Here is a 22,523-nt window from a genome sequence, read left to right on the forward strand (position 1 = left end):
ATGGCAGATAAAGAGAGTGAAAACAAGGCGTTACTCGAGCCTTTTCTGTCGGTGACAAAAAATAGCGGTGAAGTTATTCAACTCCACCCCAATAAAAATAACACCGTACAACCGGTCGCTTTAATGCGCTTGGGTCTGTTTGTTCCTACATTGAAGTCCACCGCGCGCGGTAAATCAGGCGCGATGGCATCGACCGATGCAACGAAAGAGCTGAAGAACCTTTCTTTAGTGAAATCGGAAGGCTATGAAAAAATTACCATTACCGGCGCAAGGCTGGACATGGATAATGATTTCAAAACCTGGGCCGGTATTATTCAGTCTTTCTCGCGTTATCCCTCAAAGGGCGACACCGTGACGCTGCCGTTTATCGATTTCGTTAAAATGTGCGGGATCCCTTCGGCAAACTCTTCGGCTGCGCTACGTAAGCGCTTAGATGCCTCTCTGCGACGCATTGCGACCAATACGTTGTCCTTTGAAGGTAATGGCAAAGCCTATCACACTCACCTTGTGCAATCGGCGTATTACGATCGTGAAAAGGATCTGGTGCGCATCCAGGCCGATCCAAAGTTATTCGAGCTCTATAATTTCGACCATAAAGTGTTACTGCAGCTGCGAGCCATTTCGCGTTTGAAGCGTAAAGAATCGGCTCAGGCGCTGTATACCTATCTCGAAAGTTTGCCAACGAATCCGGCGCCCATCTCTCTGGCGCGTTTGCGCATGCGTTTAAACCTGGGCTCGAAAACCACCACGCAAAACCACGTGGTGCGACGTGCGATGGAGCAGCTCAAAGAGATCGGCTATCTCGACTATTCGGAAGTGAAACGCGGCCGCTCAGTGTTCTTCATCATCCACAGCAGGACGCCAAAACTCGACGGCATCAGCAATCTTGAAAGTATCGATTCGCTGGAAGATATCGAGTTTGAAGAGTGATCTTGCCCGTTCACTGTAATAAGTAATCCCCTTCAAGCTGTGTCACTTTTTGAGCAAAAGTGACACATGCTCTTCCGCTAACATTCACTGCAATCAGCTGTCCTCGCGTCATTCACTGTAATCAGCAGCGTTCACTGTAATCAGAAGCCTTCTGCTTTTGCCATGTCTTCTGAGATGTCTTCAACGGCGTTGTGCCCTTTCTAAGCTACTTTTAAAGATAGTGAGTACTTACAAGGGCGGTGATGCAGTACTCAAATTCCTTTTTTCACTGCCTTTCTACTGATCGTAGTGAACGTTTGTTCGAGCGCTCGCTTTCACTGATTACAGTGAATGCTAATCACAGCGCTGCATGCTGAATACAGTGAACGATCAAATGCAACTTCATGATTTATAATTATTAACAAAACCTGTTCTAACGTAATTCACTGTAATCAGCAGTTTGACTGTGAATACAGCCAGTAAAAGTGACAGGGTTGGTCACTATGCTGATTACAGTGAACGTTTGGTCTGTCTTCTCACTACAGTGAACTGTAACGAGAGACGTTCGTACTGACGCTCATATGCCGCTTGAATAACATGTCACGCTGTCACTGATTACAGTGAACGTTTCCAACTCGTCCCCTACCCTGCCAAGTTTGGAGCATGAAACAAACTCGCTCAGCGCATCGTTTTTTACTGAATACAGTGAACGTTGGGCGTTTAAATCAACAGCGCACTTTTACTGATTACAGTGAATGTTGTTGACGACATTCTGGATATTTCGCTGTATCGCACATGGCGATTCCGGGCATATCAGCTTGTAGGCAAATAACACTCCACTGATTACAGTGAACGTTCTGTATAGCGTCATAACTTTTACTGATTACAGTGAATGTTATCTCGGTCTGGCCAAATTGACTTACTGATTACAGTGAACGTTTTATCGCAGTGCGACAACGTCTACTGATTACAGTGAATCTTTGCCGATGAAGAGTACAAGGCTTTTACTGATTACAGTGAACGTTTGGCGTTATGTGAAAACGTCGCGAGGGTTTGCTGATTACAGTGAACATCTCACCAGCATGGCACTTATCGTTGCTCTCTCGCCTATTTTTACTTCCAGGCATCATCTACTGATTACAGTGATTCTTCAGCCATCGCTCGCTGATTACAGTGAACCTTTTACTGATTGCAGTGAATGTTAGTCATCGACGCATTTTTGCTAGCTGATTACAGTGAACGTTCAAGCAATTTCAGCCGCCACAACCCTTCTCCTTTCTCTACTTAAAGCATACAGAATACAAATCAGCTACTGACTACAGTGAATCTTTGCCCCAATAAACAATAAATCAGCCGTTCAATATTGAACAAAAAACCAATATAGCTAAATTACGAACGCTGATTACAGTGAATGTTTGCGTTAAACCGCTCTTAATCAAGGTGTTTTCACATAACTTATTGTTCCTGAGCAGAAGAGATATATTTGCCTCGTGTGCTGGATTTATGTATAAAGTCATAAATCCTACATGTGTGGAGCAAGTATGGCTAACGATGAGAAGCAAGTTCTGAAGGTCGCACAACGTTCAGAAAGAATGCTGATGAGCCTGACTGAACAGATTCAGGCGCAGAAAGAAGAATTGCGGGAAAACACGTTCTATCAGGTTTACGCTAAAGCGGCGTTAGCCAAACTGCCCAAATTGACGCGTGCGAGCGTGGATTACGCTGTCAACGAAATGGAAGAAAATGGTTATCCGTTCGATAAGCGTGCAGCGGGCAGCTCAACCAAGTATGCGATGTCGATCCAGAATATCATCGATATCTATCACCATCGCGGTGTGCCCAAGTACCGCGATCGCCACCATGAAGCCTTTAGCATCTTTGTTGGCAACCTCAAAGGCGGCGTTTCGAAAACGGTCTCTACCGTTTCGCTGGCACACGCATTACGTGCGCATCCGCATCTGCTATTTGAAGATCTGCGTATTCTGGTCATCGATCTGGACCCGCAATCTTCCGCCACCATGTTCCTGAACCATCAACGTTCAGTGGGATTAGTGGAAGCGACCGCCGCACAAGCGATGCTACAGAACGTCAGCCGCGAAGAGTTGCTCAACGAGTTTATCGTTTCCTCGATTATTCCGGGCGTCGATGTGCTGCCGGCGTCAATTGATGACGCCTTTATTGCCTCGCGTTGGGAAGAGCTGTGTGCTGCTCACCTGCCCGATCAAAACATCCACGCGGTGCTGTATGACAATGTAGTGGCCAAGCTGAAGAAAGATTATGACTTTATCTTTATCGACAGCGGCCCGCATCTTGATGCCTTCCTGAAGAATGCCATTGCAGCTTCAGACTTACTAATGACGCCAGTGCCGCCCGCGCAGGTGGATTTCCACTCCACGCTGAAATACCTGACGCGTTTGCCGGAGTTGATTGGCATCATTGAAGAATCGGGCGCAGCCTGCCGTTTGCAGGGCAACATTGGCTTTATGTCTAAACTGTCGAATAAAGCGGATCACAAGCTGTGTCACAGCCTGGCGAAAGAGATTTTTGGCGGCGATATGCTTGATGCTGCGTTGCCGCGTCTGGATGGCTTTGAGCGCTGTGGAGAGTCGTTTGACACGGTTATCTCAGCCAATCCATCAACCTACGTGGGCAGCACCGAAGCCTTAAAGAATGCGCGTTCAGCGGCGGAAGATTTCGCGAAAGCCGTATTTGATCGCATTGAATTCATTCGCCTGAACTGAGGTTACTATGAGCGCAAAAAGAATCACTATTGGCCGAACCTTCAGCCAGACACCATTGCAGACTGAAGAAAGCGCCGATGGCCATTCTCAGACATTTATTCTGGCGACGGGTAAACGCGCCCTGTTCACGCTGGAGCACATCCCGGCGAAGGAAATTGAAGAGAAAACCTTCGTTAAGATGGAAACCAATGGCCGCGATCAGTCTGGACTGACGCCAGAATCGCTGCGCGACATCATTCGCACCATCAAATTGCAGCAGTTTTTCCCGGCGATTGGCGTAAAGCGTGACGACCGCATTGAGATTCTCGATGGTTCACGTCGTCGTGCAGCGGCTCTGCACTGCAAAACTGGGCTTGATGTGTTGGTCACAGACGTGGCTATCTCGGCGGAAGAAGCGCGTCGTTTAGCCCAGGATATTCAGACCGCGCGCGAGCACAATCTGCGTGAAGTGGGCATGCGCCTGCTATCGCTTAAAGAGAGTGGATTGTCGCAGAAAGAGATTGCGCAAAGCGAAGGCTTATCGCAGGCCAAGGTAACGCGTGCATTGCAAGCGGCGAGCGTGCCGCTCGAACTGGTGACGCTGTTCCCGAATCATTCTGAGCTGACCTATCCAGATTATAAATCGCTGTTGCAGGCGTATGAGAAACTGCAGGAAACCGGACAAACGGTTGATGCCCTGATCGATACTATCGGTATGGATGTTGATACCGTATGCGCGCGCGATGGATTGGCGGAAGACGAAGTGAAGAATGGCATTCTGCGTTTAGTGCGTAACGGCAGCCAGACGCTGATTCAGTCACCGGCGAAAGACAAAACCGTGGCGACGCCATTGTGGAGTTTCGCCGATAAAGATCGTTTTGCGCGTAAGAAAACGCGCGGACGCATGTTCAGCTACGAGTTCAATCGCCAGTCAAAAGAGTTGCAGGAAGAGCTGGATAAGGTGATTAACGAGACGCTAAACAAGTATCTTAATCAGTAAGTGAAATGCCGCCTCCGGGCGGTTTTTTTATGCCCTTCTCAATGCCTCGCCAGTGCCATTTCATCGCTAACTGTATGAAATATCGATTGTCGCTGCGGAAATTTCAGCCTGAAATCGCCACAGTTTCAGCCAGCAGCCCAAAGGTATTCGTTAATAAATCACCAATACCGATTAACTAACTGCAGCCAAATTAACCAGCTGTGCGCTAAAGCGGCAACATCCAGTCACAGCAGAAATACCGTCAATCCACCGAGTGAAATTTCATCTGCTCGCCTATGTGATTTCATGTCTAGTTATATGAAATGTAAGGAGTTTTAGCTAAAATTTCAGGCTGAAATCGCCAATTAAGCCTGAGGTTTCAGCCATCATCAAAAGTCCCTAAGCGAGATTAGCCAGATGATATTCAATGATTTATCCACAGAAAACGTGGATAACTTTCAAGACTCACCTTACTCAATTAACGTTAAAGCTGATGAAAATTGCCAGACCGCATCCCGCACGCGCACCGGTTTATTAATCAGCCCCAACGCATAAAATCGATCGGCGATGGTCTGCTGCTCTTTGATCACTTCGAAGGCCATCGCACGCGTTTTGTGGCTGCGACGAGTCAAGGCACGTTCTACTGATGCGATTTCCAAACCAAGCTCCTGAGCCAATAACATAGACGCTTCGTGGCGATGGCTATCGATGAACAAACCCGTTTGCTGCAAACTTTCCACCAGCTGTCTGAGGATGTCATGGTGCTGTTCAACGTAATCACGCCGCGCCAGATAGAACTGATGATTACGTACGCGCCCTTCACCATTAACCAAAACCCGCAGCTCGGGATTGCTCTCTGCAGCGCTGAGCAACGGATCCCACATCATCCAGGCATCAACCGAAAGATAATCACTGGCGGTGAGCGGATATTTCGGCGGCGTATACACCACTTTGAGTTCATCCAGACCAATGCCCGCTTCTTCCAGTAACTGCAGCAGTAGCCAGTGAACGTTCGAGCCTTTATTAACCGATATGCGCTTACCGCGCAGATCGTTGATGGTGCGAATATCGCTGTCATGCGGCACCACAATGCCAACGCTGCTCGGCGCTGGCGGCTCCCAGGCAATATAAGTCACCGCATTGCCGCTCGCCTGAGCGAAGATCGGGGGTACTTCACCGGTCGTACCAAAGTCAATTTCGTTGTTTTGCAGCGCATACAGCAGCTGTGGCCCGGCGGGAAACTCGCTCCACAACACGCTAATGCCTCGCTGAGCGAAACAGTGTTCGAGGCTTTGACGAGCTTTTAACACCCCGAGATTGCCAAACTTCTGATAGCCAATGCGCAGCTCACGCTCCTGCGTCCCGTGCACATTGGATGTCGATGCAGTTACCGGCGCTTTGCGCCTTCCTTTAATCATTCCCTGATTCGCCAGATGCGTGCGCAATGTGTGGCGGCTGATACCTAATAGCGCCGCAGCCTGGGTTTGATTGTGATCTGTCATCGATAGCGCATTGCTAATGAGGCTGCTGATAACGCGATCAAACAGTTGTTGCGGCTGACTGGTTAGCTGCTGCTGAAGAAAACTGTCGAGCGTTGAATCGTTTGACTCGTTAAAGCCATGTTCACTGTAACCAGCAAGTCGCAACTGTGCGGGCGTCAGCGTCTCTTCGCGGCTCAGCAATACGGCGTTATGTAGCGTGTTCTCCAGTTCACGGATATTGCCCGGCCAGCTGTATTCGCGCAGCGCTTCAAGCGCATCAGCAGAAAGACGCCGTGCCGGGCGCCCTAAACGTCGTGCGTAGAGGGCGAGGAAATGTTGCGCCAGCAACGGAATGTCTTCACGGCGCTGACGCAGCGGCGGTAATGGCACCACCGCAATATTCAGCCGATAGAACAGATCTTCGCGAAAGCGTCGTTCTCGAATCGCCTGCGCCAAATCCACATGCGTAGCCGCGATAACCCGCACATCCACCTTGATCGCTTTACGCGAGCCCACGCGCGTAATCTCACGCTCCTGCAGCACACGCAGCAATTTAACCTGCAGTGAAGGACTGAGCTCGCCAATCTCATCCAGCAGCAAGGTGCCGCCTTGCGCTGATTCAAACCAGCCGGGATGTGACTGCGTCGCGCCGGTAAAAGCGCCTTTCTCATGGCCGAACAATTCGGCTTCAGCCAGGCTTTCCGTCAGTGCGCCGCAGTTGACCGCGAGGAAAGGGCCGTGACGCCGTTGGCTGTGATGATGCAGATAGCGCGCCACCACCTCTTTACCTGTACCGGTTTCGCCGACAATCAGAACGGTGGCATCCGTGGGCGCGAATTTATCCAGCAGCGATTGAAACGCCAGAGAAGCGGGATCGACTAAGCGCGGTGAATCGGTGTGGTTATAGGTGGTTAACATGGTATTGAGTCCTGTAACGAGCATATCGTTAACCTAAATGCTCACGCTGACTATTAACACCATATAAAAAGCATAAGCAGTTGCATATGCAGCAATAGCTGTTGCGCCAGAGTCGCAAATGCAACTGTTTTGGTTGACGGCGACAAGGCTAACCGCCTGAAATACGGCGATTCGCGCCAGTTAACAACCTGGCACGCTTTCTGCTAACAGCTATATAACCAAATAAGCAGTTCAAAATGATCATTTTTTAATAAGGTTATATAGGAAAAGCATAATGGCCGATTCCGCGAACGATAAAATTAATGTCTTCTGGTTTTTACCGACGCACGGTGATGGACGCTACCTCGGCACCACGCAAGGCGGACGCCCGGTTGATTTACCCTACTTACAGCAAGTGGCGCTCGCCGCCGACAATCTTGGCTTCTATGGCGTGTTAATTCCTACCGGCAAAAGCTGCGAAGATTCCTGGCTGGTGGCCTCCGCGTTAGCGCCGATCACCAAACGTCTGCGCTATTTAGTGGCGGTGCGACCTGGCCTGCAGCCGCCAACGCTGGCAGCCCGCATGGCGACCACGCTTGATCGTCTATCTGAAGGGCGTTTATTGATTAACGTGGTGACCGGCGGCGATCCGATTGAGAACAAAGGCGACGGCATTTTTCTCAACCACAGTGAACGTTATGAAGTCACCAAAGAGTTCCTCGACGTCTATAGCCGCCTGATGCGCGGGGAGAAAGTGGATTACGAAGGCAAACACATTCACGTCGAAGGCGCGGAAGTGCTGTTCCCGCCGGTGCAGGAAAAGGGTCCGCCGCTCTATTTTGGTGGTTCATCTGAGGCGGCGATTGATGTAGCAGCGGAACAGATCGATACCTATCTCACCTGGGGCGAGCCGCCAGCGCAGGTTGCTGAGAAGCTGGAAGTGGTGCGCGCACGTGCAGAGCAGCGCGGACGTAAACTGGAATATGGCATTCGTTTGCATGTGATTGTGCGCGAGACCGAAGAAGAAGCCAAAGCGGCGGCAGATAAGTTGATTGGTCATCTTGATGAAGAAACCATCGCGCAGGCGCAGAAAATCTTTGCGCGTATGGATTCTGCCGGTCAGGCGCGTATGAGCGCGTTGCACAACGGCTCGCGTGACAACCTCTATATCTCGCCAAATCTGTGGGCGGGCGTGGGTCTGGTGCGCGGTGGCGCGGGCACTGCGCTGGTCGGCAGCCCGGAGCAGGTGGCTGAGCGTATCCGCGAATATCAGGCGCTGGGCGTCACCAACTTCATTCTGTCCGGTTATCCGCATCTGGAAGAAGCGCATCGCGTGGCCGAATTGCTATTACCGCTGCTACCGCTGGCTAATGCGCAGCAGCAGCGTGAGCGCACCATTAACACTGGCCCGTTTGGTGAAACCATTGGTGGCGATAAGCGTCCGTCAAAACAGACGAGCGCCAGCTAATGCAGGAGAAGGCAATGGCACGGGTAATCATTGTTGGCGGTGGCTTTAGCGGCACAGCGTTGGCGATTCATCTCGCACGAACCTCATCGAGCAGATTACTGATTACAGTGGTCGAACCGCGCGCCAGTCTCGGCGGCGGCGTTGCCTATTCCACGCAGGAGCCGGCGCACCGCATCAACGTGCCCGCTTCGCGCATGCAGTTAAGCGGGGAAGAGCAGGGCGCGTTTGACCGCTGGTATCGCCAACAGCCGGAATGTTCACTGGATTCAGTAGCACACTGCGACGATGGCGCGGTCTATCCGCAGCGCAGCCTGTTCGGTCGCTATCTGGCAGAACAGTTTGCGCAAGCTGCGCAGGCGTATCCGCACATCACGCTGCGCCACGTTCAGGCCAGCGCCGTGGCCTGGGAAGGCGAGCAGCTGTTGCTCAGCAACGGCGAAACGCTGCAAGGTGATGTGCTGGCGTTAGCGATCAGTCATCCGCCGCCATCATTGCCGCGTGCGCTGCAACCGTTATCGGCGCATCCGGCGCTGATTGCCAATCCGTGGCAGCACGGCGTACTGGACGCCATCAATCCTCAATCCGCGGTGGCGATTATCGGCACCGGTTTGAGTATGGCGGACGTGGTGGCTTCATTGGGCACCCGACAGCATCGTGGCCCGTTAATCGCCTTCTCGCGCCGTGGACAGCTTTCACGCGATAACCTGAGCGGTGAGTGGTCTGAATGGACGTTAGCACCACAGCAAGCGTCCAGCACACGTCTGTGGCTGCGACATATCCGCGCCGAGGTTGCGCGTGCCGCTGAACAGGATTTGCCGTGGCAGCGCGTGCTCGATCAGGTGCGCGTGCAAGGTCAGGATATCTGGCAATCGCTGCCGCTGCGCGAGCAGCAACGTTTTGTCCGTCATTTGCGCTCGTGGTGGGATGTGCATCGCTATCGCATCGCGCCGCAGGTGTCAGCGGTGATCAGCGCACGTCGTCAGCAGGGCAGTTTGAAGTTGCTGGCCGCGCGCCTTAGCGAAATCTCTGATGTCGGCAACCAGCTGGACATCACGCTACGCACGCGCGATGGCGGCAGCCAAACCCATCGCCTCGATCATCTGATTGTCACCACTGGTCCCGGCCATGAAGCCTTAACCGCCAGCCAGCCGCTGCTGCAGTCGCTCAGCCAGCAAGGGCTAATCCGCGCTGACCTGCTCGGTTTTGGTATTGATGTCAACAGCCAGTCGCACACGCTTAATGTTACCGGTCAGCCCAATGCGCGACTGTTTGTCGTCGGTCCCGCTGCGCGTGCGCGCTTCGGTGAACTGATGGGATTGCCGCAGGTTGCCGATCACGCCGCCGCTGTGGCGCAGCATATTTTACAAGAACTGCAAATCGCTCCCGCCGAGCGATGTCCCCCTTCAGCGCTTTAATCTCTCAACATCCTAAAAATTAACTGACGAACGCCGGGTCGTAACACGATCACGGCCTCGCTATGGAGATTGCTATGCCATCGCAACGTGAAATTCGCTTGAACGCATTTGATATGAACTGTGTCGGACACCAGTCGCCGGGCCTGTGGGCGCATCCGCGTGACCGTTCCTGGCAATACAAAGATCTGGAGTATTGGGTCGATTTGGCGCGCCTGCTGGAGCGCGGCAAATTTGACGGCCTGTTTATCGCCGACGTGCTCGGCGTTTACGACGTACTGAACGGCAACGGCGATGCGGCGATCCGCCAGGCGACGCAGGTGCCGGTCAATGATCCGCTAGCGCTGATTACGCCAATGGCGCTGGTTACCGAACACCTCGGCTTTGGTCTCACGGCGTCGCTGTCGTTTGAGCATCCGTATCCGTTTGCGCGCCGCTTATCCACGCTCGATCACCTGACCAAAGGTCGCATCGGCTGGAACATCGTCACCTCATATCTGGAGAGCGGGGCGCGCAACATTGGGCATAAAACCCAAACCGATCACGACAGCCGCTACGATTACGCCGACGAGTATCTGCAAGTGGTGTACAAGCTGCTGGAAGGCAGCTGGGAACAGGATGCAGTATTGCGTGACCGCGAACGCCGTATCTTCAGCGACCCGCGTAAAATCCATCCCATCAATCATCAGGGCACCTTCTTCAACGTGCCGGGCATTCACCTGTGCGAACCCTCACCGCAGCGCACGCCGGTGCTGTATCAGGCAGGCGCATCGAGTCGTGGCAAACAGTTTGCCGCAGAACATGCCGAATGCGTGTTTGTTGCCGCGCCGTCGAAAGTGCTGCTGAAGAAAACTGTCGCCGATATTCGCCGCCGCGCGGCAGAAGCGGGGCGCGATCCTTACAGCATCAAAATCTTCAATCTGCAAACCGTGATTGTTGGCGAAACCGATCTGGCGGCGCAGGCGAAATGGAAAGAGTACACCGGCTGGGTCAGCTACGAAGGCGCGCTGGCGCTGGTATCGGGCTGGACCGGCATCGACTTCGGCCAGTATCAGCCGGATCAGGTGCTGAAATATATCCACACCAACGCCATCCAATCGGCGGTCGAAACCTTCTCCACCGCCGATCCCGATCGTCAGTGGACGGTTAAAGCGCTGGCGGATTGGGTTGGCATCGGCGGTTTTGGTCCGCTGATTGTCGGCAGCGCGGAAACCGTCGCGGATGAGTTGCAAAGCTGGGTTGAAGAGACCGACGTAGATGGCTTCAACTTCGCCTACGCACTGACGCATGAAACCTTTGAAGATGTGGTGGAGTTGCTGATCCCGGAGCTGCAAAAGCGCGGCGTCTATAAAAAAGAGTACGCGCAGGGCACGTTGCGCGAAAAGTTATTCGCCGCCGGCCCGCAGCTGCAAGCACCGCATCCGGGCGCGGGCTATCGCGTTAAATCCTCCACGCCGCAGGAGGTCTTATGATCGAAATAGATCAGCTCAGCAAACACTATCGCGCGCCCGACGGCCGCATCACCGAGGTGCTGAAATCCATCAGCCTGCAAGTACCGCAAGCCAACATCACCGCGGTAGTTGGGCCGAGCGGCGCGGGTAAATCGACGCTGGCGAAGTGCATCAGCCTGCTGGAGCAACCGAGCGCCGGCAGCATCCGCGTTAACGGCAACGATCTTTCTCGTCTGGATGGCGAAGCGCTGCGTCAGGCGCGTCGCTCAATTGGTACCGTGTTCCAGTCTTCCGCGCTGCTGCAACGCAAAACCGCGTGGGAGAATATCGCCTTGCCGCTGCACTATCTTGGCGTAGTGGATCGCGATATCGCCGCGCGCGTGGGCGAACTGCTCGATAGCGTCGGCCTCAGCCACAAAGCCAAAGCCTATCCGGGCCAGCTTTCCGGTGGTCAGCGGCAGCGTATTGGTATCGCGCGTGCGCTGGCATTGCGCCCGTCGGTGTTGCTGGCAGATGAAGCCACTTCAGGGCTCGATCCCGAAGCCACCGTCACCGTGCTCGACCTGCTGAAAAAACTGCGTGATGACTACAAGCTGGCGATTGTGCTGATCACCCATGAAATGGACGCGGTGCGTCAGGCGGCAGATGCGGTAGCGGAAATTCGCGACGGCCAAATCGTGCAGTACGGCGTGGTGAAAGAGCTGCTGGCGCAACCCGATTCGCTATTGGGGCAGCGCCTGTTCCCGCTGGCGGCGCAGGCGGGCGATGCCGAACTGGTGTTGCAGCTCAGCTATCGCACCGATGTGCCGGTTGTCAGCGACTGGATTTCGCGCCTCAGCCAGCAGTTTGGTTTGCGTATTGATCTGCTCGGCGCGCACGTTGAGCAGGTGAATGGTCTGCAAGCTGGCCGCCTGAGGGTGGGCATTCACTATCAGCAGGAACGCGTGCCGCTGGCGCGTTTGCTATCGCAGCTGGAACAGTTGGGCTTAGTTGCCAGCGTTTCGGGCAGCGTGTTGCCATTGCGGGAGGCGGTATGAGCATATCAGTGATAAGTCAGGATACGCCGTGGCCAGAAATCCCGGCGCTGATGCTGCCCGCTCTGGGCGAAACCGCGTTGATGGTGGCGATCGTGATGCTGTTCGTGGTCACCTTCGGCGGCATCGTCGGCGTGGTGCTGTTCAACACCTCCGTGCGCGGTCTGTTTCCCCATCGCGGTATCAATCGGGTGCTGAGTTGGATTGTCAACATGGGGCGTTCGCTGCCGTTTCTGGTGCTGATGGCGGCCATCATTCCGTTCACCTTCTGGCTTACCGGCACCACCATCGGCATTCCTGCCGCCGTTGTGCCGATGATCGCCGCGGGTATTCCGTTCTTTGGCCGTTTGGTGGACAACGCGCTGCGTGAGCTGCCCGGTGAAGTCACGGCGGTGGGCTTGGTGTGCGGCGGTTCGCGCTGGCAGATCATCCGCTCGGCACAACTTAGCGAAGCGCTGCCGGCGATTGTGGCGGCAGTGACGCTCAACCTGATCTCAATGATTGAGTACTCCGCCATTGCCGGCACCATCGGCGCGGGCGGTATCGGCTATCTGGCGGTGGTGTACGGTTATCAGCGCTTCGATAACCACATCATGATCGCCACCATCGTGGTGCTGATCGCCTTAATTCAAACCATTCAATTTCTCGGCGACCGTTTGGTCACCGCATTACGCCATCCTCAGGGGACATCGTTATGACAACACAAGATTTCGAGCTGCGTAAAACCCGCCGCTGGCCGTGGCTGTTACTGATTATAGTGGTCGTTTTACTTGCAGCAGGCGGCTGGTTCTGGCGCAGCCAACAGGCGCAGGCGGTGGTCTTTGGCACCACGCTGAAGGTGCATTTTGAACCGGCGATGGCGGGCGAGCAGAAGCTGATTGAATACGTTGGCGAGCACATCGCGCCCGATTACGGCCTAAAGCTGGAGGCGGTTGGCATGCAGGATCCGGTGCAAGCCGACCGCGCGGTAGCGGAAGGGCAGTATGCCGCCACCGTATATCAGCATCAGTGGTGGCTAAAGCAAGTGGTGGATGCCAACGTTTTTGCGCTCACCTCAACGCTGCCGCTGTTCCAGTGGGCGTTTGGCATCTACTCCGATCGCTACACATCGGTGGCGGATCTGCCGCAGGGCGCGACCATCGTGGTGCCGGATGATGGCGCCAATCAGGGCCAGGCATTATGGTTGCTGGCGCGTCAGGGTTTAATCACGCTCGATCCCAACGTCGAGCCGCGCACGGCCAAACTGAAGAACATTGTCGGCAATCCGCACGGTTTCGTGTTTAAAGAGCTCGATTTGCTGACCATGCCGCGTGCGCTCAACTCGGTGGATGCGGCGATTGGTTACGTCTCGCAATTTGATGCCGGTAAAGTGCCGCGCGAAAAAGGCATTCTCTTCCCGCCTGCGCCGCGCACTTTCGCCTCACAGCTGGTGATTGGCACGCCTTATCTGGACCAGGAAAACATCGAGAAGCTGAAAAAAGCCTTCTCCGATCCGCGCGTCCAGCAGTGGTTGAAGACCACCGACGATCCGCTGGTAAAAGGCGTGTTGGTGCCGGTCTCAGCCGAATAAATTGTTGTTGTTTGAACACCCGGACGCGTCAGGCGCGCCCGGGTTTTTGTGTTGGCTAAAAACCATTTATCTAATTGATTTTAATGTAAATTAATATCAAGAATTGTTGTTTTGGCGCAGCCAGAAAAACGCTTATAACAACCTCACCTGCACTACAAAACAACAACGTGAGGCGTTATGAGTTCTCTTCCTTTAGAAAACACCATTCCGGTTTCCGAACCGGTACGTTCGGTCAGTGATGTGGCAAGGCTGATCAACACTCGCACCAAAAATGACAACTACGCGCGCATGATTGTGTTCCTCGCGCTCGGCGGCGTGTTCCTCGACGCCTACGATCTCACCACGCTGTCGTACGGCATCGATGATGTGGTGCGTGAGTTTCAGCTCTCGCCACTGCTCACCGGCTTAGTCACTTCCTCAATTATGGTTGGCACCATCGTCGGCAATCTGGTGGGCGGCTGGCTGACGGATAAATATGGCCGCTATTCGGTGTTCATGGCCGACATGCTGTTCTTTGTGGTTTCAGCGATTGCGGCGGGGTTAGCGCCGAATGTCTGGGTGCTGATTGGCGCGCGCTTCCTGATGGGCGTGGGCGTCGGCATCGATTTGCCGGTGGCGATGTCATATCTGGCGGAGTTCTCCAAATTCGCTGGTAAAGGCAACAAGGCATCCCGACTCGCAGCCTGGTGCCCGATGTGGTACGCCGCCTCAACGCTGTGCTTCCTGCTGATCTTCGCGCTCTACTTCCTGCTGCCGAAAGAGCATCTTGACTGGCTGTGGCGCGCGTCGCTGCTGTTCGGTGCGGTGCCGGCGCTGCTAATCATCGCGGTGCGCAGCAAATTCATGAACGAATCGCCACTGTGGGCGGCGAATCAGGGCGACCTGAAATCCGCGGTGCGCATTCTGCGTGATTCCTACGGCATTCACGCGCACGAAGCGGAACACGAAGCGCCGCCGGCTGCTGCGGCACCGAAAGTGAGTTTCCGCGTGCTGTTTGAGAAGCCGTGGCGCGAACGCACCATCGTCGCGGGTGTGATGAACATCTGTATCTCGTTTGAATACACCGCCATTGCTTTCTTCCTGCCGTCGATTCTGGCGCAGTTCCTCGGCGCGGGCGTGTTTGAAACCATCTCGGCATCGCTGGGACTCAACGCGCTGTTCGCCTTTACCGGCGGCCTGCTTGGCATGCGTCTGGCGTGGAAATATCCGTCGCGCCACGTCGCGATTGCTGGCTTTGCCCTGCAATTCTTTGCGCTGATCGCGCTGGCGTTAATTGGTCATCCGCAAGCCATCGCCGGAATCGTCTTTGCAGTTTTGATGCTCGGCTTGTGGCTGTTTGCCGAGGGCTTCGGGCCGGGCGCGCAGCTGATGGTCTATCCAGCGCTTTCCTATCCAACCTCAATTCGCGCCACCGGCGTGGGCTTTAGCCGCGCGCTTTCCGGCATCGGTAGCGCGTTAGCGCTGTTCATCCTGCCGCTTCTGCAGGCCGCGCTCGGCACCAACATGTTTTGGGTGGTTTCGCTGGCAGCGATCATCCCGATCTTCTTCCTGCTGGCGGTGCGCCACGAGCCCACGCTGCATGACATCGACGATCTTTCACCTCAGGAGTCACCATGAGCTTATTGGCAACAGGCACCGATTATGAGGCGCTGGCGGCGCACTTCCGGCCGATCTTCGCGCGCATCGCTGAAGGAACGGTGGCGCGCGAGCGGGAACGTACTTTGCCGCATCAACCGATTAGCTGGCTGAAAGAGGCGGGATTCGGCACGGTGCGTATTCCGCAAGAGAAGGGCGGTTGGGGCGCATCGCTACCGCAGCTGTTCCAGCTGTTAACCGAGCTGGCAGAGGCCGACTCGAATCTGCCGCAGGCGCTGCGCGCGCATTTTGCTTTTGTCGAAGATCGATTGAATCAGCCGGATAGCGCGGAACGCGATCGCTGGTTTGGCCGTTTTATTGATGGCGAGCTGGTGGGCAGCGGCTGGACGGAAATTGGCACGGTAAAACTCGGCGATGTCATCACGCGCGTCACGCCAAACGAAAGCGGCTGGACGCTGAGCGGTGAAAAGTTCTACAGCACCGGCACGCTGTTCGCCGACTGGATTGATGTCTATGCGCGCCGCAATGACAATCAGGGCGACGTTATCGCTCTGGTGAACACTCACCAACCCGGGGTGACGCGTGAGGACGACTGGGACGGCTTTGGCCAGCGCTTAACCGGCAGCGGCACCACGCGTTTCGCTAACGCCCATGTCGAGCAGGAACACGTCTACGATTTCGCCACCCGCTTCCGTTATCAAACCGCCTTCTATCAGCATGTCTTGCTGGCCACGCTGGCGGGAATCGGTCGTGCGGTGGCGCGCGATGGTGCGCAGGCGGTGGCGGCGCGAAATCGGGTTTACAGTCACGGCAACGGCGGTGTTGCGCGTCAGGATGCGCAGATTCTGCAGGTGATCGGTGAAATCACCAGCCTGGCGTTTGCGGTGGAAGCCACGGTGATCCGCGCGACACATTCACTGCAATCAGCATATGTTGCCCACGTCAGCAACGATGAAGCGCAAATTGCCGCCGCGAATGTGCTGGCCGAAGCAGAAGCGGGGCAGGCGCAGGTGATTGCCAGCGAATGGGTGACGCGCGCCGCCACCGAGCTGTTTAACGCATTGGGCGCATCAGATACGCGCGTCAGCAAAGCGCTGGATCGTCACTGGCGCAACGCGCGCACCCTGTCGTCACATAATCCGGTGGTGTACAAAGCGCGTGATATCGGCGACTGGAAAGTGAATGGCACCGCACCCACCAGTGTGTGGCAGATTGGCAGCGGAGAGGGCTGATAAAACCCGGTGCGCATAAATGCGCACCCTACAAATGCTCGAATCGTAGGGTCATTCCATCATGGAGTGACCCCGTTCCCGTAGACATTCACTGTCCTCACGACGAGGCCTTTTCGAAGGCCTCTGGACTGACGCCTCCCAGGTGGCTGTGGCGTCGTGTCCGGTTGTAGAACACTTCGATATAATCAAAGATATCAGCCCGGGCCATGTCCCGGGTTTTATAGATCCGCTTTCTGATACGCTCTTTTTTTAGCGAACTGAAGAAGGATTCTGCCACTGCATTATCCCAGCAGTTGCCGCGTCGGCTCATGCTGGGTGACAGGTTATTAGCTTGGCAGAAACGTCGCCAGTCATCGCTGCCATACTGGCTTCCCTGGTCGCTGTGTACGATAACGGTTTCCTCAGGCCTTCGTCGCCAGACGGCCATCAGGAGAGCATCTAGCGCCAGTTCGCGCGACAGTGAGGGTTTCATTGACCAACCCACCACATTGCGGGCAAACAGGTCTATCACCACGGCCAGATACAGCCAGCCCTGCCAGGTCCGTATGTAGGTAATATCCGTTACCCAGACCTGGTTCGGTTTAACGACTGTGAACTCCCGCTGTACCCGGTTAGGAGCAATGACTGACGGACGTCCCCGTGCTCCTCGCGGGATTTTATAGCCATGTACGGCCTTGATTCTGTTCTGCCGCATAATTTTCGCTACCCTGTTTTTACTGCATACCTCTCCGATTTCTCGCAGGTCACTGTGGACCCGTCGGTATCCATAAACGCCGCCACTCAGGGTATAAGAGTCGCGGATAAGCGTCAGCAGCCGCTGATTATCCTCCTCTCCGGCTGATACCGGGCAGTGGAGCCAGACGTAAAAACCGGAACGGGCAACCTTCAGAACCCGACACATTAGTGTGATCGACCAGACCTGACGGTGATCGTTAATGAAGCGGTACTTTAGTCGGGCTCCCTTGCAAAGTACCGCGCCGCCTTTTTCAGGATATCCCGCTCCTCCTCAGTTCGCTTGAGCTGCGCTTTCAACCGGAGGATCTCCGTCCGGGCATCCAGCAGATCCTGCGCCTGGTGCCCGCTAGCATCAGGTTTTATAGAGCGGATCCATTTATAAAGGCTGTGTTGCGAGACGCCCAAGCGTTCAGAAACGTCGGCGACGGAATAGCCCCGCTCCGTGATCTGGCGGACGGCTTCTTCTTTAAACTCAGGGGTAAATCGTGGTGTGCCCATAGACTCCTCCTATGCTCAAAATATAGGGCAGATTTGTCTATGGGCTCGGGGTCACTCCATCAATGTCAGATTATGGTCCAACATTTGGGGTGCAGTTCATGAATGGCGAGCATAACTTACAAACCCATTAAATCATCACGTTACATCACTATGTGAACCACAATCCAAAATTCAAAACTGTTCAATATTAAGCCAAAATTTACATTCGTGATCGCTGATTTATTAATTATGATTGGTCCTGTTTTTTTAAATGGATATCAGTAACAGGGAGCAACAGAATGCAATCAGCTAGCTTTCAAACGGGTATTTTTGGTTCACATAGCACCTGTCCCCACGGCATACAAACCTTCATTAGTGAGATGATTCTCTACACATTCTGAAAAAACTAACTGTTTAAATGATCCGAGATTCAACGCGGATATTCGTTGAGATATCCCCAACTTGGGGATATTGTATCTCTTGGTTGGGGACAGGTACAAACATGCACGCGACATTTATTGAGCTGTCCAGCTTTCAGAAGTACCGGGTGGAATACCTGAGCGATGATCAGTTTAGGCTTTTCCAGAATATGTTGATGGCCGACCCTGAAAAGGGCGACGTGATCCCAGATACGGGCGGCCTGCGTAAAGTCCGGTTCAGGGATGAGCGTCGAAACAAGGGCACAAGAGGCGGCATTAGGGTTATCTATTACTGGACGAACGAAAAAGGCCAGTTCATCCTGTTTACCATTTACGATAAGGATCAACGCGACGATCTGACCAAACAGCAGCGCGACGCCTTGGGTTCGGCGCTGAACGTGATTAAAAAGGGGCTGAGACATGACTGAACGCGATATTTTTAGTGAGCTGATGACGGGAATGCAGGAGCTGAAAGATCATAAGGACGGAAAAATCACGCTCAAGACCTACAAGGTCAGCAAGCGCGCGCCCGTCACCATCGCGCCACAGGAGCTGCGTGATGTACGCGAAAAACTTAACCTTTCTCAGGCCGTTTTTGCGCACTACCTTCACACAGGTGAAACCACCTATCAAAACTGGGAGCAAGGCAGGTCCAGGCCTAACGCCCAGGCTGTTTTGCTTATACGCATGGTTCAGCAGAATCCTGAAACCCTGAAAACGCTCGCACAGCTTTAACACACGCGGTTGGTACTCATCGTACCGTCAAAGTTTGAACCTATTGCACGAGGCAAAAAAGCGTTTGAATAATGACTACCATTACGAATAAAAGATAAATCCGGGCCAATAGTCAGGCCCGGATTTATTTATTTTTACTTCTTATCCAGCGACCAGGTCGCGCTGCGCACATCCACTTTCACCGGCAACAGTCCCACGCGCGTAAAGGTATCCGCTAACGCCTGCTGCTCATCAAACACCTGCGGCGACATGCGTGACGCGCCGTAAGGCAGACGTTTAATGGTGGTTTGCCAGATGGCTTTATCCAGGCCGGTTGATTTCGACAGAATCGCTGCCGCATCATCCGGATTCTTGTTGGCCCAATCGCTGAGCTTGCTCAACTCATCGACAACCTGTTTCGCAGTATCAGGATGACCTTCCGCGAACGGACGGCTGGCGAGATAGAAGGTGTAATGTGGCACTAATCCTTCCGCATTGCGGATTTCACGCGCACCGGCATTGGCTTCCACTTCGGCAAGGTATGGATCCCAAATCACCCATGCATCAATCGCGCCTTTCTGGAAAGCCGCGCGTGCATCGGCGGGCGGCAGATACACCGGCGTCACATCTTTGTAGTTAAGCCCCGCATCTTCCAGCGCTTTTACCAGCAGATAGTTAACGTCAGAGCCTTTGTTCAGACCGACACGTTTACCTTTCAAATCCGCTACGCTTTTAATGGCAGAATCTTTTGGCACCACGATGGCTTCGGTTTTTGGGTTAGCCGGTGAATGCCCAAGATAGATCAAATCGGCTTTCGCTGCCTGGGCGAAGGCAGGCGGCGCATCGCCGGTTGCCGCCAAATCAATGCTGCCAACGTTTAAGCCTTCCAGCATCTGCGGGCCCGCCGGGAACTCCACCCAGCGGATAGCGATGCCTTCCTTCTTAAAGGTTTCATCCAGCGTGCCGCGATATTTCAGCAGGGCAAAGATGTTGGCTTTTTGATAGCCGATGGTTACGGTTTCTGGGTTAGCGGCAAAAGCGTGCGTGGAGAGCAGGCTAACGCTGAGAGCTAAAGCGCTCAGGACAGGAAGTTTTGCTTTCATGATGATTCTCACGTGGTTTTTTTGCCACCTTAGCAAAGCCCTTATATAACCAATAAATAACTAATTTCGATCGCTTATAACTATTATCTATGTGATCTGGATCATTCACTGTAATCAGCAAACGCGTCCGCCATTTCCATAGATGCCCATATAATTAGCACGGTAATAATTTGTATAACAAATCAAAATGCCATTGCCAAATGCTTCTGTCAGGATAAGCCATTCCGCTGCCTGCATAAGGTTTTACCCGTTCTATGAAGTGGTTTTCACGAAGCGCAATGCTGTTCTCTGCCAAAACCTGTCTTGCTGCCTTTCTGGCTTTTTACATTGCTCTGGAACTCAATCTCGATAAACCGGCCTGGTCACTGACTACAGTGTACGTTGCCTCGCAGCTCTATTCGGGATCGACGGTATCGAAATCGGTTTTCCGTTTCTTCGGCACCCTGCTGGGCGGCTTGTTTACGCTACTGATCTACCCCGCCACGGTGCAGGATCCGCTGCTGTTCAGCCTGTGCATCTCCCTTTGGGTCGCGGTTTGTCTCTATCTTTCGCTGCACGACCGCACGCCGAAAAGCTATGTGTTTATGCTGGCGGGCTACAGCGCGGCGATCATGGGTTTTCCCGATGTGGTGTCGCCCTCGGCCATCACCTACACGGTGATCTCGCGTGTTGAGGAGATCACTGTCGCTATCGTCTGCAGCAGCCTGGTGCATCGCCTGCTGTGGCCGTTCTCGATGCGCAATCTGTTAGAGCAGAGCGTGAACCTGTGGTATCAGAACGCGCGCAAGCTGTGCAGCGAACTGGTCACGGCGATGCCCGCTGAGAAGTCGGTGGAGCGCGAAGATATCCTGATTCAGATGGCCAACTATCCGCTTAACGTCGAAACGCTCATCACGCACTGCGTGTATGAAGGCGATGCCGCGCGGCGTCTGGTGCGCTTAGTCAGCGTGCAGTATCAGCATCTCTCCTATTTCATCCCCACGCTGACGGCAATCGAATCGCGCCTCAATTTGCTGGCGCAGCATCAAATCCGTTTCCCCGACTTTATCGCTGAGGTGTTTCAGCAATTTTTGCTGTGGCTAAATGGTGAAGATCAGCTGCCGGTGCGCGACCAGCTCAGCAACGCGCAAGATCAGCTGAAACGGGCGTGGCAACAGGGCAGGCTCAACAGCGAAGAGAGCATTTTGCTGAGCGGATTGCTGGAGCGCTTACTCAATTTTGTGCGCATCGTTGATGCCTACCAAAGCGTGAGCGAGCGCGTCAGTGAATGGACGCCCGCGGTCAAAGCCGGAAAAATGGCGCGCGCGCACAAACACGTCGATAAGGGTTTGTTGCTGTTGTCGTCGTTTACCGCGTTTATTGCCACCTTCGTTACCTGCGTATTTTGGATCGGCAGCGGCTGGGTGGATGGTGCCACCGCACCAATGATGGCGGCGGTGCTGTGCTCCTTCTTTGCCGGCATGGACAGCCCGATTGCGCCGATGAAGCTGTTCCTGAAAGGGGTGCTGATTTCTGTGGTGATCAGCCTGCTGTATATCACCTTGCTGATTCCGCAGGCGGTGACCTTCGAAGCGCTGGTGATTTGCCTTGCGCCGGGCTTGTTGGCGCTGGGATTGGTTATCGCCAATCCGTCAACCAACCTGATTGGTCTGATTGTCGCCACGCAGATTCCCGGGCTGATTGGCATGAGCCACAACTTCAAGCCCGATCTACAGCTTATAGTGAACGCTATTCTTTCGACGCTGGTGGGCATTACCTTCGCGGTGGTGATCACGGCGCTGATCCGCAACAAGCGCCCGTCGTGGACCGCCAAACGCGCGGTGCGCAAAGGTATCCGCGAGCTGCTGCAGTTTATCGCCACGGTGCGCCTCAACAGCGTCACGCTGACCGCGCGTCAGCAGTTTGTTTCGCGCACGCTGGATAAGGTCAACATTATTCTGCCGCGTAAGCGTGTCGATCCGGTGCCAGAGTTGGTCTCCGGCGGCAATCTGATTGCCGAAGCCTGGCTGGGCGCAAACTGCTACGACTATTACACGCGTCATCGTGAACTGCTGCTGGCGCATCACATCGAAAGCGCGGCGATGTTCCATGAGCTGAGCCAGTTTCTTAAGCGTCGGTTAAAATCGCTGCAAACCGCGCCGCAGCCGGAATTGTTAGCGGAATTGAATACGTTGTTGTTGCGGCTGGAAGCGGCAGCGTTGCAGGAGAACACGCTGTTTGCGCCAATGTTCCACCTGTTCAATATTCGCTTATCGTTGTTTCCTGCAGCGCGCTGGCCGGAAAACCATTACAGTGCTGAGCAGCATGTTTAAAACGGAGTTAAGCA

At 54.1% G+C, this 22,523-nt stretch carries 17 protein-coding genes; 14 read left to right on the forward strand and 3 right to left on the reverse strand.

What is annotated here, in order from left to right; all coding sequences use genetic code 11:
* From P6287_RS19735 to P6287_RS19745, 3 genes are all read left to right on the forward strand, one after another.
* Window positions 1-930: a RepB family plasmid replication initiator protein gene (locus P6287_RS19735; protein ID WP_007886110.1), complete on the forward strand. Its 930-nt coding sequence runs from the start codon at window positions 1-3 to the stop codon at window positions 928-930.
* A gap of 1,520 nt (window positions 931-2,450) precedes the next feature.
* Window positions 2,451-3,650, forward strand: a complete 1,200-nt coding sequence (locus P6287_RS19740) for an AAA family ATPase (protein WP_008109176.1) — start codon at window positions 2,451-2,453, stop codon at window positions 3,648-3,650.
* A gap of 7 nt (window positions 3,651-3,657) precedes the next feature.
* Window positions 3,658-4,629, forward strand: coding sequence for a ParB family protein (locus tag P6287_RS19745; protein WP_110867047.1), 972 nt, complete (start codon window positions 3,658-3,660; stop codon window positions 4,627-4,629).
* Between the two features lie 449 nt (window positions 4,630-5,078).
* On the opposite strand, the gene P6287_RS19750 is transcribed toward P6287_RS19745, so the two are convergent.
* Window positions 5,079-7,007: a sigma-54-dependent Fis family transcriptional regulator gene (locus P6287_RS19750; protein ID WP_277975154.1), complete on the reverse strand. Its 1,929-nt coding sequence runs from the start codon at window positions 7,005-7,007 to the stop codon at window positions 5,079-5,081.
* 274 nt (window positions 7,008-7,281) lie between these two features.
* Between P6287_RS19750 and ssuD the strand changes: the two genes are divergently transcribed.
* The 8 genes from ssuD to P6287_RS19790 all read left to right on the forward strand — a co-directional run bounded on the left by ssuD (window position 7,282) and on the right by P6287_RS19790 (window position 16,749).
* Window positions 7,282-8,454, forward strand: coding sequence for an FMNH2-dependent alkanesulfonate monooxygenase (gene ssuD / locus P6287_RS19755; protein ID WP_101761167.1), 1,173 nt, complete (start codon window positions 7,282-7,284; stop codon window positions 8,452-8,454).
* Window positions 8,454-9,869, forward strand: coding sequence for an FAD/NAD(P)-binding protein (locus P6287_RS19760; RefSeq protein WP_277975155.1), 1,416 nt, complete (start codon window positions 8,454-8,456; stop codon window positions 9,867-9,869). Before ssuD ends, P6287_RS19760 begins: the two co-directional genes overlap by 1 nt.
* Window positions 9,870-9,943: 74 nt before the next feature.
* On the forward strand, window positions 9,944-11,338 hold the full coding sequence (locus P6287_RS19765; RefSeq protein ID WP_277975156.1) for an LLM class flavin-dependent oxidoreductase: 1,395 nt from the start codon (window positions 9,944-9,946) through the stop codon (window positions 11,336-11,338).
* Window positions 11,335-12,354: a methionine ABC transporter ATP-binding protein gene (locus tag P6287_RS19770; RefSeq protein WP_277975157.1), complete on the forward strand. Its 1,020-nt coding sequence runs from the start codon at window positions 11,335-11,337 to the stop codon at window positions 12,352-12,354. Before P6287_RS19765 ends, P6287_RS19770 begins: the two co-directional genes overlap by 4 nt.
* Window positions 12,351-13,049 carry a methionine ABC transporter permease gene (locus tag P6287_RS19775; protein ID WP_277975158.1) on the forward strand — a complete coding sequence of 233 codons (699 nt, stop codon included), beginning with the start codon at window positions 12,351-12,353 and terminating at the stop codon, window positions 13,047-13,049. Before P6287_RS19770 ends, P6287_RS19775 begins: the two co-directional genes overlap by 4 nt.
* Window positions 13,046-13,921 carry a MetQ/NlpA family ABC transporter substrate-binding protein gene (locus P6287_RS19780; RefSeq protein WP_277975159.1) on the forward strand — a complete coding sequence of 292 codons (876 nt, stop codon included), beginning with the start codon at window positions 13,046-13,048 and terminating at the stop codon, window positions 13,919-13,921. Before P6287_RS19775 ends, P6287_RS19780 begins: the two co-directional genes overlap by 4 nt.
* A gap of 177 nt (window positions 13,922-14,098) precedes the next feature.
* On the forward strand, window positions 14,099-15,538 hold the full coding sequence (locus tag P6287_RS19785) for an MFS transporter (protein ID WP_271460188.1): 1,440 nt from the start codon (window positions 14,099-14,101) through the stop codon (window positions 15,536-15,538).
* Window positions 15,535-16,749 carry an acyl-CoA dehydrogenase family protein gene (locus P6287_RS19790; protein ID WP_277975160.1) on the forward strand — a complete coding sequence of 405 codons (1,215 nt, stop codon included), beginning with the start codon at window positions 15,535-15,537 and terminating at the stop codon, window positions 16,747-16,749. The genes P6287_RS19785 and P6287_RS19790 overlap by 4 nt, the downstream gene beginning before the upstream one ends.
* A gap of 97 nt (window positions 16,750-16,846) precedes the next feature.
* Here the strand turns inward: P6287_RS19790 and P6287_RS19795 are convergent.
* Window positions 16,847-17,982, reverse strand: a protein-coding gene (locus tag P6287_RS19795; RefSeq protein ID WP_277975161.1) for an IS3 family transposase whose coding sequence is annotated in 2 segments (ribosomal slippage) — window positions 16,847-17,727 and window positions 17,727-17,982 — 1,137 coding nt in all. Because the reading frame shifts where the segments join, the coding sequence is not laid out codon by codon here.
* Between the two features lie 481 nt (window positions 17,983-18,463).
* Here P6287_RS19795 and P6287_RS19800 point away from each other — a divergent pair.
* Window positions 18,464-18,808 (forward strand): toxin, encoded by a 345-nt coding sequence (locus P6287_RS19800; RefSeq protein WP_137387145.1) that lies wholly within the window; start codon window positions 18,464-18,466, stop codon window positions 18,806-18,808.
* A complete protein-coding gene (locus P6287_RS19805) occupies window positions 18,801-19,115 on the forward strand; it encodes a type II toxin-antitoxin system MqsA family antitoxin (RefSeq protein ID WP_210080109.1) in 315 nt (104 codons plus the stop codon). Before P6287_RS19800 ends, P6287_RS19805 begins: the two co-directional genes overlap by 8 nt.
* A gap of 134 nt (window positions 19,116-19,249) precedes the next feature.
* On the opposite strand, the gene P6287_RS19810 is transcribed toward P6287_RS19805, so the two are convergent.
* Window positions 19,250-20,197, reverse strand: a complete 948-nt coding sequence (locus P6287_RS19810) for a sulfonate ABC transporter substrate-binding protein (protein ID WP_277975162.1) — start codon at window positions 20,195-20,197, stop codon at window positions 19,250-19,252.
* Window positions 20,198-20,451: 254 nt separating this feature from the next.
* On the opposite strand from P6287_RS19810, the gene P6287_RS19815 reads away from it, so the two are divergent.
* Window positions 20,452-22,509, forward strand: a complete 2,058-nt coding sequence (locus P6287_RS19815) for an FUSC family protein (protein WP_277975163.1) — start codon at window positions 20,452-20,454, stop codon at window positions 22,507-22,509.
* The last annotated feature ends 14 nt before the right edge of the window (window positions 22,510-22,523 follow it).

This window comes from Pantoea sp. X85 (assembly GCF_029623675.1).
GTDB lineage: Bacteria > Pseudomonadota > Gammaproteobacteria > Enterobacterales > Enterobacteriaceae > Pantoea > Pantoea leporis.